Source organism: Streptomyces sp. NPDC020490 (assembly GCF_044335305.1).
GTDB lineage: Bacteria > Actinomycetota > Actinomycetes > Streptomycetales > Streptomycetaceae > Streptomyces.
Map to the genome: position 1 here is coordinate 1 of NZ_JBIRUY010000004.1, position 13,288 is coordinate 13,288.

General features: G+C 75.9%; 10 protein-coding genes. 8 read left to right on the forward strand and 2 right to left on the reverse strand.

Annotation, left to right across the window (positions count from 1 at the left end):
• Positions 1-181: 181 nt before the first annotated feature.
• Positions 182-964, reverse strand: a complete 783-nt coding sequence (locus ACH4ZX_RS06430; RefSeq protein ID WP_398268412.1) for a 4'-phosphopantetheinyl transferase family protein — start codon at positions 962-964, stop codon at positions 182-184.
• On the reverse strand, positions 957-1,208 hold the full coding sequence (locus ACH4ZX_RS06435; protein WP_398268415.1) for an MbtH family protein: 252 nt from the start codon (positions 1,206-1,208) through the stop codon (positions 957-959). The genes ACH4ZX_RS06430 and ACH4ZX_RS06435 overlap by 8 nt, the downstream gene beginning before the upstream one ends.
• A gap of 331 nt (positions 1,209-1,539) precedes the next feature.
• On the opposite strand from ACH4ZX_RS06435, the gene ACH4ZX_RS06440 reads away from it, so the two are divergent.
• The 8 genes from ACH4ZX_RS06440 (at position 1,540) to ACH4ZX_RS06475 (ending at position 13,286) form a co-directional block, all read left to right on the forward strand.
• Positions 1,540-3,864 carry a lantibiotic dehydratase gene (locus ACH4ZX_RS06440; RefSeq protein WP_398268418.1) on the forward strand — a complete coding sequence of 775 codons (2,325 nt, stop codon included), beginning with the start codon at positions 1,540-1,542 and terminating at the stop codon, positions 3,862-3,864.
• Positions 3,864-5,351, forward strand: coding sequence for an amino acid adenylation domain-containing protein (locus tag ACH4ZX_RS06445; RefSeq protein ID WP_398268421.1), 1,488 nt, complete (start codon positions 3,864-3,866; stop codon positions 5,349-5,351). Before ACH4ZX_RS06440 ends, ACH4ZX_RS06445 begins: the two co-directional genes overlap by 1 nt.
• Positions 5,348-6,499, forward strand: a complete 1,152-nt coding sequence (locus ACH4ZX_RS06450) for a pyridoxal-phosphate dependent enzyme (RefSeq protein ID WP_398268424.1) — start codon at positions 5,348-5,350, stop codon at positions 6,497-6,499. Before ACH4ZX_RS06445 ends, ACH4ZX_RS06450 begins: the two co-directional genes overlap by 4 nt.
• Positions 6,500-6,531: 32 nt before the next feature.
• Positions 6,532-6,792, forward strand: coding sequence for an acyl carrier protein (locus ACH4ZX_RS06455; protein WP_398268427.1), 261 nt, complete (start codon positions 6,532-6,534; stop codon positions 6,790-6,792).
• A 99-nt stretch (positions 6,793-6,891) separates the two neighbouring features.
• On the forward strand, positions 6,892-9,246 hold the full coding sequence (locus ACH4ZX_RS06460; protein WP_398268430.1) for a lantibiotic dehydratase: 2,355 nt from the start codon (positions 6,892-6,894) through the stop codon (positions 9,244-9,246).
• Between the two features lie 104 nt (positions 9,247-9,350).
• Complete coding sequence (locus ACH4ZX_RS06465; protein WP_398268433.1) at positions 9,351-10,175, forward strand: DUF429 domain-containing protein; 825 nt, start codon at positions 9,351-9,353, stop codon at positions 10,173-10,175.
• Between the two features lie 478 nt (positions 10,176-10,653).
• On the forward strand, positions 10,654-12,768 hold the full coding sequence (locus ACH4ZX_RS06470) for an ATP-binding protein (RefSeq protein ID WP_398268436.1): 2,115 nt from the start codon (positions 10,654-10,656) through the stop codon (positions 12,766-12,768).
• 83 nt (positions 12,769-12,851) lie between these two features.
• A complete protein-coding gene (locus ACH4ZX_RS06475) occupies positions 12,852-13,286 on the forward strand; it encodes a roadblock/LC7 domain-containing protein (RefSeq protein WP_398268439.1) in 435 nt (144 codons plus the stop codon).
• Positions 13,287-13,288 lie beyond the last annotated feature (2 nt).

A 13,288-nucleotide genomic window follows, 5' to 3' on the forward strand; every position in this document is an offset into this window, starting at 1 on the left:
CAAGATCCTCGGCTGGAAGACCCCGGCCGAGGTCTTCGAGGAGCAGCTACGCTCACTACAGCAGCCCGGTGTTGCAACGACCGGTTGAACTCGCCGAGTTCGGCACACAGAGGTGTGCACACAGAGAAGAGAGCGGGGACCGGCCACCGGGCCGGTCCCCGCTCTCTTCTGTCGGGCGCTCTCACTCCGTCCGCAGGGCCACCGCCGCCGCGTACCCCGCCGGGACGAGGACGTCCCGCAGGGTCCACTCCGGCGCCGGAGCGGCCGGCCGAGGGCCGGTGCCGACGTAGTCCAGCGCCGGATCGCGCACCAGCCCGGTCCCCAGGCCCTTGAGATAGGCCTCCTTGCGGACCCAGGTGCGGGTGAACGCCGCCGGGCGCTCGTGCGCGGGCAGCCGCGCCAGCTCCGCCGCCTCCGCCGCGTGCAGCGCGGACTGCGCGCCGAGCACCGCCTGGGCGGTGGCCAGCCCTTCCACGTCGACGCCGACCGGGGTCGGGGCGAGCGCCACCATCACCAGGTCCCCGCTGTGCGACAGCGAGAAGTGCACCCCGCGGGTGCGCAGCGCGGGCCGGCCGTGCGGCCCCCCGCAGCCCGCGCACGGCTCGCGCACCAGCGGCAGCGCGTCGGCGGGGACGCCCAGCAGCAGGCTCAGCACGCCGCGCAGGGTCGCGTGCGCCACCACGTACGCGTCGCGGTCCCGGGGCCGGTGGAAGGCGCCGGCCCGCGCCCGCTCGTCGGCGTCCAGCAGCTCCTGCGCCCGCCGCAGCGCGAGACGGTCCTGCCGTCCCACCTCGGCCAGGTACAGCTCCACCGGCCGGCGCGGCGTGCGCGGGCCCGGGAGGTGACCGCCGGAGTTCAGTCCGGACAGATCGACGAAATCCGGGCACAGCCGTCCGGGCGGCGGCTCCGCCGGCGGGGCGTGCGCCGACAGGGCGAGCGGCGGACCCGGGCGGGACTCAGACATCGGCCCCGGCCAGCCGGCGGCGCAGGCTGAGCGGGCGCATGTCCGTCCAGACGACGTCGATGTGGTCCAGGCACTCCTGCCGGGTGCCTCGCCGGCCCTCCGGATGCCAGCCGGCCGGCAGCTCACGGTCCGCCCGCCAGATCGAGTACTGCTCCTCGTCGTTGCGCACCACGAGGTACACGTCCTCGGCGCCGGGGCGGACCTCCTCGCCGCTCGTGCCGGTCGCGGAATCGGTTTGCGTCACGGTGACCTCCCGCAGGTGATGGGGCCGGCCCGCGGGTCAGGGCCGACGGGGTCAGCGTGCCCGCCGCCGGCCGCGCCGGTCAGGGACGAACACGCCGAACCCGAGGCACGCGTTGCTGCCGGATCTTCTCTGGTGACGGACGGCCGCGGCGCGGGACCGTGCTGTCCGGTCGCGGGGCGCCCGGCACCCCCGGCGGCACCCGCCGCCCGGCACCCCGGCGGCAAGCGCCCTCGGCACCCCGGAGGCGCTTGCCCCCGGCACCCCGGCGGCGCCCGCCGCCCGGCCGAGCCGCGCGATTCCCGCGCACCCCCCGTTTCGGAAGGAGCACGCGATGTCGGACGAGCACGCACCTGTCCTGCTGCCGGGCGGAGGCTGGCGGCTGTGGGAGCAGTTCGCGCTGCGCGGCCCCGGCTTCCCCGCCGACGGCGTGCTGCGCCTGGCCCCGCCCGGACTCGCCGAGGCCGCCGACAAGTTCGGCCCCGGCGCCGAACTGTCCGGACCCGAGTGGCAGGCCTTCGCCGACGACCTCGCCACGGCCGCCGTCCGCACCGCCCGGCACCTTCAGGAGATCGCCGCCCAGCCCCGCTTCCAGGCGGCCCTCGCCTGGCAGAACCCCGCCGTCCTGCGCACCGGCATCGCGCCGTTCCTGCGCTGGACCCCGGGCACGGACAGCCGCAGCAGCATGCCCCGCCAGCGTGAGGAACTGGTCGCGCACTACTGGCAGCGGTTCTGCGTCAAGAACGACACCATCGGCTTCTTCGGCCCGGTCGGCTGGGGCCGCTGGGACCTGTCCGCGCCGGGAGCCGTCGCCGTGGACCCCGGGCGGGACTTCCTCGCCGCGCACGAGGTGTACTTCTCCGGCTGGGCGATCGACGCCCTCGCGAAGGTGCTCGCCGAGGACCCCGAGCTGATGCGCTGGATCCCGCCGCGCCGGGTGTCCTTCGTGCGCTGTGCCGACGGCACGGTCCACGTCCCCGGCCGTCCCGCCCAGCCGATCGGCGCGGCCGAGCTGGCCGTGCTGAAGCTGTGCGACGGCACCCGGCACCCGGCCGCCATCGCCGCCGAGCTGGGCCGGGACACGGACGAAGTGACCCGTACCGTGGGCGAGTTGGTGAAGTGCCGCTGGGTGCAGTGGCGCCTGGAGGTGCCGGCCGCCACCCACCCCGACCGCGCCCTGCGCCGCATCCTCGAACGCGTCCCCGACGAGCCCGCCCGCACGCGGGCCCTGGACCGGCTCGCCGTACTGGAACGCGGCCGGGACGCCGTACGCGCCGCCGGTATTGATGCCGCCGCGCTGACCGCCGCGATCGGCGCCCTGGAGGCCGACTTCGCCGCCCTCACCGACAGCGAGGCGCAGCGGGCCAAGGGCGAACGGACCGCGCCGTGCCGGGGACTGGTGTACTCCGACGCCCGGCGGGCGGCGACCGCCACGGCCGGCGCCGGACTGCTGGCCCACCTGGAGCCGCTGCAGCTGTGCCTGACGGCCGCCCGCTGGATGACCAACCGCTTCGCCGACGCCGTACGCGTCCGCCTGCGCACCGTGTACGACCGGCTGAGCGCCACCGGCGAACCGGTGGACCTGGGCACGCTCTGGCTGCACACCCTGCCCTCGCCGCACCCCGACGCCGGCCGGCTGATCGACGCCGTCCAGGCCGAGCTGCGCGCCAAGTGGGCCCGCGTCCTGGACCTTCCGGCCGGCGTGCGCCGGGTCCGGCTGGCCACGGCCGACCTGGCCGAACGGGTGCGCCAGGAGTTCGACGAGCCTGGCGACGGCTGGTCGCTGGCCCGGTACGTCAGCCCGGACGTGCTGGTCATCGCCGACGACGAGGCCGCCCTCGCCCGGGGCGACGTGCAACTCGTCCTCGGGGAGATGCACTGCGCACTGAACACGATGGGCGCCTCCCTGTTCGTGCACCAGCATCCGGACCGCGGCGTGCTGCTCGCCGAGACCACCCGCGACTTCCCCGGCCCGCGCCTGCTGCCCATGCTGCCCAAGGAGCTGCCGCTGAAGTGGTCCACCCGCAGCAGGCCCTCGCTGGACCGGCCCGAGGACCACTACGTGGCCCTGGTCGACCAGACCGGCGACCCGCACCGCCCGCGCACGCTGCTCGGCGCCGACGTCACGGTCGAGGACCGGGCCGGCCGGCTGACCGCGGTGCTCCCCGACGGCACCGCGTACGACCTGCTCGACGTCTACGCCAACACCCTCACCCAGCGGGTCATGGACCGCTTCACCCTCCGCCCGGAAGGCGCCCACACCCCCCGGATCACCGTCGACCGCATGATCGTCGCCCGCGAGACCTGGCAACTGCCCGTCGCCGAGGTCGACTTCGCCGACGAGAAGGCGGAGGCCGCCCGCTTCGTGCGCGCCCGGCACTGGCAGCGCCGGCACGAGCTGCCCCGCTTCGTGTTCGTGGTCTCGCCGACCGAACCGCGCCCGTTCTACGTCGACTTCGACAGCCCCGTGTACGTCACCATCCTCGCCAAGGCGGCCCGGCGGCTCGCCCGCAAGGACCCGGAGGCCCGGCTCAAGGTAAGCGAGATGCTGCCCACCCCCGAGCAGGCCTGGCTCACCGACGCCGAGGGCCGCCGCTACACCAGCGAACTCCGTTTCGTCGCCGTCGACCGGACCGTCACCGGTGAGGGGGACGCGTGATGCGCACCATCGCCGACGACATCGCCGCACACGCCGCCCGGCACCCCGACCGCGTCGCGCTGAGCACCCCGGCGGGCGAGGTGACGTACGGCCGGCTCGCCGCCCGGATCGAGGAGATCGCCCGCCTGCTGCGGGCGCACGGCACCGGCCCGGAGACGGTCTGCGCCGTGGCCGTCGAGCACGGCACCGACGCCGTCGCGGCCATGGCCGCGGTGCTGCGCTGCGGCGCCGCCTTCCTCACCCTGGACGTCGGCCAGCCCCGCGACCGGCTGACCGACTTCGTCCGCAGCGCGGGCGCCCGCCTGCTGCTGACCCGCGCGGCCCTCGCCCCGGCCCTCGACCTGGGCGTCCCGGCGGTCCTCCTGGACCGGCCCCAGGCCGTCCAGGGCCCGCCGCCCGGGCCGGTCGACCCGCGGGCGCTCGCCTACGTCAGCCACACCTCCGGCAGCACCGGCCGGCCCAACGCCGTCCTGGTCGAACACCGCGCCCTCGACGCCTACCTGCGCGACACCGCCGAGGCGTTCGGCCTCGGCCCGGACACGGTGGCCCTCCAGACGGCACCGCTCGGCTACGACGCCTCGATCCGGGACACCTTCGCGCCGCTGCTGGCCGGGGCCCGCCTGGTGATCGTGGACCGCGCCCGGCTGCTGCGCCCCGAGGAGTTCGCCGACACCGTCCGCGAACACCGGATCACGGCCCTGCTCAGCGTCACCCCGTTCTTCCTGTCCCACCTCGCGGCGCAGCCGCAGCTCACCGACCCGCTGGCCGGCGTCAGCCTGGTCGCCGCCAGCGGCGAGTCGCTGCGGCCGTTCCTCGCCGCCGGCGGACGCGGACTCGTCCCCGGCCGGCTCGTCAACCAGTACGGCCCGACCGAGTGCACGATGACCACCACCCGGCACAGCGTCCCCGCCTCCCCGGACCCCTCCGCCGACCTGGTGGGCACGCCCCGCGCCGGCGCCGTGGTCCGGGTGCTGGACGCGGACCTGGCCCAGGTCCCCGACGGCACGGTCGGCGAGGTGTACATCGGGGGAGTGGGCGTGGCCCGCGGCTACGGGGGACGCCCGGCCCGCACGGCCGAGTGCTTCGTACCGGACCCCTACGGCCCGCCCGGCGCCCGCCTGTACCGCACGGGCGACCTCGGCTGGTGGGGGCCCGGGGGACTGCACTACGCCGGCCGCACCGACCGGCAGGTCAAGATCCGCGGCTACCGCGTGGACCCGGCGGAGGTCGAGGGCTGCCTGCTGGCCCACCCGGGTGTCACCGGCGCGGTGGTGACGGCGCACACCGACGACCGGGGGCGCGTGCACCTGCTCGCCCACCTCACCGGCGACCTGTCCGGCACCACCGACGCCGAGCTGCGCGGCCACCTCGCCCGGTCCCTGCCGCCGCACCTGATGCCGCGCCGGTTCGTGCGCCTCGACACCCTGCCCACCACCCGCGGCGGCAAGGCGGACCGCCGGCTCCTGGCCACGGGGAGCACCGCATGACCGCCCTCGACCTGCGTCGCGCCGCGACGGCCCCGCAGCTGTCCCCCGCTGCCCCGCAGTTGTCCCCTGCGGCCCCGCAGTTGTCCCCCGCAGCCTCGCAGTTGTCCCCCGCAGCCCCGCAGTTGTCCCCCGCGGCCTCTCAGCTGTCCGCCACGGAGCCGAAGCCGGGCGTCGCCGCCGGCCATGGGCTCGGCGTCGCCGACCTGCGTGACGCCGCCGCCCGCATCGCCCCCTACGTCGTCCGCACGCCCCTGCTCCGCGGCCCGGCGGCCGCCGCCCTCGGGCCCGGCCTGCTGCTGAAGGCCGAACACCTCCAGCACGGCGGCTCCTTCAAGATGCGGGGTGCGGCCAACGCGGTCCTCGCCCTGGGCGCCGACCGGATCGTCACCGGCTCCTCCGGCAACCACGCGCTGGCGCTGGCCCGGCTGGCGCGCACGCTCGGCATCCGGCTCACCGTCGTCCTCGCGGCGGGAGCGGCACCGGCGAAGGCCGCCGCCGTCCGCGCCCTCGGCGCCGAGACCGTCCAGGTGGACGGAGGGGTGGCCGAGCGCGAGGAACGCGCCCGCGCCCTGGCGGCCGAGCGTAACGCCGTCCTGATCCCGTCGTCCGACCACCCGCTGGTGGTCGCCGGCGCGGGCACGGTCGGCACCGAACTGCTCGCCGACGCACCCGACACCGAGACCGTCTACGTGCCCACGGGCGGCGGCGGGCTGCTCGCCGGGGTCTGCCTCGCCGCCCTGCACCGCCCGGTCCGGGTGGTCGGCGTGGAACCGTCCGGCACCCCGCGCTACGCCCGCTCCCTGGCCGCCGGCCGCCGCGTCCAGCTGCCGCCCGGCACGACCGTCGCCGACGGTCTGCGCGGCCAGTGCCCCGGTGCCGTCCCCTATCCGATCGTCCGCGACCGCGTCGACGAGCTGATCGCCGTCGACGACGCCGAAATCCTCGACGCCGCCGCCCTGTTGGCGCGGCACGGCGTCGATGCCGAACCGAGCGGCGCGGTCGCCCTGGCCGGAGCACTGCGCGCCGGCCGCCGCGAACGGGCCGTGGCCATCGTCTCGGGCGGCAACACCCCCGCCCGTCTGCACACCCTCCACCGCGACCCCACCCGCACGCACACCGACAGCGACACCGTCGCCGTCACCGACTGACACCGCGTCATTTCACCGAAGGAGAAGAGAACATGACCACGAACACCGCCACCGCCACCGCCCAGAACACGGTCGACGTCCTGGTCGGCATCTTCCGGGACGTGCTGCGCCTGCCCGAGCTGACGCCCGACACCGACTTCTACGAGGCGGGCGGCGACTCGCTCACCGCCTTCCAGATCACCGGCCGGCTGCAGGAGATCCTCGGCGCGGACGTCCCCGTCTCGCTGGTCTTCGCCTACCCCACGCCCCGGGAACTGGCCGAGGTCGTCGACGCGGACTACGGCACCGCCTGACCGGCCGGCCCGCCGAACCGTACCGCCCGTACCGCCCCTCCCCGCGTCGGCCGCGTCGGCCCGTACCGTCCATCCGCGCCACCCAAGGAGAGCCGTGCCATGACCGAAGACCTCGTGCCGTCCCTCGGCCGCTGGCGGCTGTGGGAGCAGTTCGCCCTGCGCGGGCCCGGCTTCCCCGCCGACGGCGTGCTGCGGCTGGCTCCCGCCGGACTGGCGCAGGCGGCCGACAAGTTCGCCGCCGACGACCCCCTCGACGGCGACCGCTGGGAGGACTTCTCCCGGCTCTTCGCGGACGCCGCCGTGGAGACCGCGCACACCCTCCAGGACATCGCCCGCACGCCGGCCTTCCGCGAGGCGGTGGCCTGGCAGAACCGGCCGGTGCTCAGCTCCGGCATCGCGCCGTTCCTGCGCTGGACCCCGGGCACGGACAGCCGCAGCAGCATGCCCCGCCAGCGCGAGGAACTGGTCGCGCACTACTGGCAGCGGTTCTGCGTGAAGAACGACACGATCGGCTTCTTCGGCCCGGTCGGCTGGGGCCGCTGGGACCCGGCCGCGCGGGGTCTCGTCGTCGACACCGGCGAGGGGCTGACCGAGGCGTCGACCGTGTACTGGGCCAGCTGGGGCATCGACGCGCTGGCGCGGACCCTGGACGCCGACCCCGGCCTGCGGGAGTGGATCGCCCCGCGCCGCGTGCCGTTCGTCGCCCTCGACGGGGACCGGGTCCGGATACCGGGCCGGCGCCCGGTGACCGTGTCCGCCGAGGCGGCGGCCGTCCTCGCCCGCTGCGACGGCGTCCGGCCCGCCCGCGACATCGCGGAGGAACTGCCCGGCACCGACGTGCCCGCCGTACTGGCCGACCTGGTGGCCCGCCGCTGGGTGGTGTGGCGTCTGGAGGTCCCCGCCGGCACCCATCCGGACCGCGACCTGCGGGCGTGGCTGGAAGGCGTCGGCGCGAGCGAGCCGCGCCGGCGGGGCCTCGCGGCACTGGACCGGCTGGAGCGGGGCCGCGCACGGGTGGCGGCGGCCCGTGACGTGGACGGCCTGGTCGACGCCATGGCGGAGCTCGAGCGGGAGTTCACCGCGCTCACCGCCACGGCCGCCGTGCGCGAGAAGTCCGCGTCGACGGCGCCCTGCCGCGCGCTGGTCTACTCCGACACCCGCCGCTCCGCCACCGTCCGGCTCGGCCCGGCCGTCCTCGACGCGCTGCGCCCGCTGCGGCTGCTGATGGACAGCGCCGGCTGGCTCACCTCCCGGCTCGCCGCGGCGGTCACGGCCGAGACCCGCCGGGTGTACGACCGCCTCGCCGCCGAGGGCCCGGTCGATCTGGCGTCGTTCTGGTTCGGCTGCCTGCCGGTGCTGCACGGCCCCGCGCGCGCCACCGCCGACGAACTCCAGCGGGAGTTCGCCACGCGCTGGCAGCGCATCCTGTCGGCGCCTGCGGACGCCCGCCGGGTGACCGTGCGGTCGGCGGACATCGAAGCGGCCGTGCGCGCGGAGTTCGGCGACACGGCCGGCGGCTGGACGGCCGCCCGCTATCTGAGCCCGGACCTGATGATCGCCGCCGACGGGGCGGAGGCGGTGGCACGCGGCGACTTCACCGTCGTACTCGGCGAACTCCACGTCGCCTCCAACACACTGGGCGCCTCCCTGTTCACCCATCAGCACCCGGACGTGTCCGAGCTGTTCCGGCTGACCGACCGCGACCATCCGGGCCCACGCCTGATGCCCCTGATCCCCAAGGAGCACCGGGCACGCCTGTCGGCGCGGGTCCGCCACACACTGGTACGCCCCCAGGACCACCAGGTCGCCCTGGCCGACCTCACCGCCGACCCGGCCCGCTCCCGGGTCGTGCGCTCCGCCGACGCCACGGTCGAGGAACACGGCGGCGACCTCGTCGTACGGCTCCCCGACGGCTCGCGGTTCCCGGCGGTCGACGTGCTCTCCCACGTGCTCACCACCCTGGCGATGGACCTCGTCCGGGTCCTGCCCCAGGCGGAGCACACCCCCCGGGTCACCGTCGACCGCATGGTGTTCGCCCGGGAGACCTGGCGGCCGTCCGCGGCGTGCGCGCGGTTCGCCGACGAGAAGGACGAGGCCCGGCGCTTCGTCGGGGCCCGCCGCTGGCGCACCGAACTGGGCCTGCCGCGCTACGTGTTCGTCGTCTCCCCGACCGAGTCCCGTCCCTTCTACGTCGACTTCGACAGCCCGGTCTACGTCACCATCCTCGCCAAGGCCCTGCGCCGCCTGGCCCGCAAGGACCCGGAGGCCGTCGTCACGATCACCGAGATGCTGCCGACGCCGGAGCAGACCTGGCTCAGCGACGGCCAGGGCCGCCGGTACACCTCGGAGTTGAGGTTCGTGGCCCACGACACGGCGCCGGACGCCTCGGGTGATCCGCTGGACCGGTTCGAGACGGGAGGCGGAGGGGAACCCGACCCGGTAGCGACGGACTGACCGCTCGCGCACCCGACGGCACGAGGCCGGACGGTGGGGGACAGAGACCGTGGGGACAGAGACCATGGGGACAGAGACCGTGGGGACAGAACGGACGGCGGCCCGTGGACAGTGCTGAGAGCCCGGACGGTCCGGCGGCGCGGACGGTGACGCTCGGCGTCGACCTCGCCGCGAGCGCGCGGCGTACCGCCGTGTGCCGGGCGGTCTGGACGAGGGAGGGCCTGTCGACGGCGGAGTTCGTCGTGCCCGACGGGGACGAGGACCTGCTGGCGATGGTCCGGGAGGCCGACAAGACCGGCCTGGACTGCCCGCTCGGCTGGCCCTCGGACTTCGTCGCCACGGTCGTCGCCCACCACCAGGGCCTGCGGCCGCCGCCCGCGGCACGCTTCGCGGAACGGACGGACGGCAGGCCCGGCCTCGACCCGCTGCGGTACCGGCTGACGGACGACCTGACGTGGAAGGCGACCGCGACGCGTCCTCCGCTGTCCGTCTCCACCGACCTCCTCGGAGTCGTGGCCCTGCGCGCCGCCCGTCTCCTGGACGCCCTGGCCGCGGCCGGAGCGCCCGTGCCGCGGGACGGGTCGGGCGCCGTCGCCGAGGTCTACCCCGCCGCCGCGCTGCGACTGTGGGGCATCCGCCTCGACCGCAGTTACAAGAGCGCGGCTCCCGAGGCCCGCTCGGCCCGGGAGCACGTCGTCCGTTCGCTGGAGGCGGGCCTGGCCCGCACGCTCCCCGAGCCGCTGCGCACACGGTGCGCCGACAGCCACGACCATCTCGACGCCCTGGTCTGCGCGCTGGTGGCGCGCGCCGTGCTGGCCGGGGACACCCGGTGGCCGCGCTCCCCCGAGGAGCGCGCGGCCACCCGGCGGGAGGGGTGGATCCATCTGCCGGGACCCGATCTCGGCGCGCTGCGCCGCAGTACGGGTTGACGGCGCCGGGAGCCGCGCCGTGGAGCGTCGAGCGCCGCGGCCCTCGATGAACACGCTCAGTGATATTCAGGGGAGGGGTCGGGGTGTCGTCGGCCGTCTCGGACGGTCCGTCGGGATGACCGGACGGCCGGGTGGGAGCGGGGGTGGGGGTGGGGCGGTGAGGGGTGGGGAGCGGGAGCTGCCGCCCCTCACCTTTCCGTCGTGACCGCTTCCGAACAGGTCTGATCGTTCGATTGCGTCTCCTGAGCGAGCCGCGGAAGGGCTCCTCGGTCTGTCGTGCGAGAGCTCATACCAGAGCGGGACGCTTCCCGGGAGACTTTGCCGACTGCCCACCGCGCACGATCCCCGGGCAACTACTGTGAGTGTCCGTCGGGCGACGTGGGGCCGAATCGCCGGCCCCTCGGCCGACACCCATGGCGCATGCCCGGACAGCGCAGACCGTGCGCCCCGGCACCGACGGACCAGTACGAGGACACCGATGTCTCAGCTTCGCGCACCGGCCGCACGCGCAGACCGCCGCGAGGGCGGGCGGCACGGACGGCCGGTCGCCCGACCCGTGCCCGCGTCGCCCGAGACCCGGATACGGCCCCAGCTGCTGCGGCTCGCCGTCCTGCCACCCGTCGCGGTCGCGCTCGGCGCGGGCGCCGCCGTCCTGTTCACCGTCCGCTCCACCGGCGCCCGGCCCGGACCCGCCCTGTGGGGCGTGCTCGCCGGCGCCGCCTCCATCGCCGTCGCCGGCATCCTGGTCGCGGCCGTGGCCGCCGACCGCGCCGCCCGCTCCGTCAGCGACCGCGTCCGCGCCCTGCGCCGCAGCACCACCCGCGGCGAGGCCGACCTGCGCGCCGTCGTCGAGACGCTGCGCCGCGGCGACGGCCCGCTCGAGCGCAGGCCGCGCAGCGGACCGCCCGAAGGCGCCGACGACTTCGAACTGCTCGCCGCCGACCTCGCCCGCGCCCACGACGGCGCCGTCACCGCCGTCGTCCAGGCCGCCCAGCTCTCCAGCCAGACGGGCAGCGAGCAGAAGCTCGAGGTGTTCCTCAACCTCGCCCGGCGCCTGCAGTCACTGGTGCACCGCGAGATCTCCATCCTCGACGAGCTGGAGAGCGAGATCGAGGACCCCGACCTGCTCAGGGGCCTCTTCCACGTCGACCACCTGGCCACCCGGGTCCGCCGCCACGCCGAGAACCTGGCCGTGCTCGGCGGCGCCGTCTCGCGCCGGCAGTGGAGCCACCCGGTCCCCATGACCGAGGTGCTGCGCTCCGCCATCGCCGAGGTGGAGCAGTACTCCCGGGTCAAGCTCGTGCCCCCGATCGAAGGCGAACTGCTCGGGCACGCGGTCGCCGACATCATCCACCTGCTGGCCGAACTCGTGGAGAACGCCACGGTGTTCTCCGCCCCGCACACCCAGGTCCTGCTGCGGGCCGGCCTCGTCACCGCCGGGCTCGCCGTCGAGGTCGAGGACCGCGGACTCGGCCTGCCCGCCGGCGAGCAGGCCAAGATGAACGCCCTGCTCGCCGACCCCGACCAGGTGAACGTCGCCGGCCTGCTGGCGGACGGCCGCATCGGGCTGTTCGTCGTCTCGCAACTGGCCCGGCGGCACGGCATCACCGTCCGGCTGCAGACCAACATCTACGGCGGCGTACAGGCCGTGCTCGTCGTGCCGCAAGCCCTGCTGGGCACGGCGCCGGGCGTCCCTGGCGCCGGGGCGCAGCCGGTGGCCGGCGAGGCACAGCCGGAGGCGGCCGTGCCGCAGGTGGCCACGCTGCCGCCGACGCTGCCGCCCGGTCCCGGTCCTGGTGCCGGTGCCGGTGCCGGTGCCGCTACCGGTTCCGGTTCCGGCGCCGTGGGACAGCGCGGCGCGCCCGCGCACTCCGCACCGCGGCGCTCCGGGGAGACCGCGCGTTCCGCGCCCCACGTGCCGGACGGCGGCGCACCCGCACCGCTGCCGGTGCGCAGCGCCGACCAGGAGCGGCCCACGCCTGCGGACGCGCTGCCCGGCATCAGGCCCGACGTCCGGCACCTCCTCGCCGAGCACATGGGCACCCCGCCCAGGCCCCGTGTCGGCACCGTCCGCGGCACCATGGCCAAACCGCGACTGCCCCGGCGCCGCGCCCAGGAGCACCTCGCCCCCCAACTGCGCGACGGCCCGCTGCCGCGCCAGAACACCGAGCACGTCGCCGGCCACGACCCGGGCCTGATGGCGGCGTTCCAGCGCGGCGTCGGCCTCGCCGAGGCCCAGCAGCACCTGGACGCCGACTCCCTGACGCCCGCTCACCCGACCTCACACCCCCTGACGACACCACATCCGACGCCACCACACCCCACGCCGCTCGACATGGAGGCGCCCGACATGGGGCCGCCATACATGGCAGCCCCGCACACGGCCGCACCGCACATGGCTGCCCCGCACCCGGCCGCACCGCACATGGCAGCCCCGCACCCGGCCGCCCCGCACCCGGCCGCCCCGCACATGGCCGCACCGGACAGAGCGTCGGCCCCCGCCGACCCGCTCAGCGGCGAGCCCGCGCCCACGGAGGCGCCGAGCGGCACCGACCACCTCACCCGGCACGACGGGAGCGCGCCGGCCGGATGAACAGCCCCCTTCCCGCTTCCGACCCCGCCCCCAGCGCCCCCGGCGCTCCCGCGGACCTTCGCACCCCAAGGAGCCGATCCACCATGGCGACCGACGCGCCGACCAGCCACGCAACCGATCTCGACTGGCTGATGAGCGGCCTCGTGCAGCGCGTACCGCACACGACCAGCGCGGTACTCCTGTCCTGCGACGGACTCGTGAAGTCGGTCCACGGCCTCGATGCCGACAGCGCCGACCACATGGCCGCACTGGCCGCCGGCCTCCACTCCCTCGGCCGCAGCGCCGGCATCCGCTTCGGCGACGGCGGGGACGTCCGGCAGGTCGTCGTCGAACTCGACTCGACCCTGCTGTTCGTGACCACCGCCGGATCCGGCACCTGCCTCGCCGTGCTGGCCGGCCGTGAGGCCGACGCGGCGGTGCTCGGCTACGAGATGGCGATGCTGGTCAAGAGCGTCCGCCCCTACCTGGTCACCGCGCCCAGGCGGCACGCCGTCGAACCCACGGCGATGAGGCCTTGAGC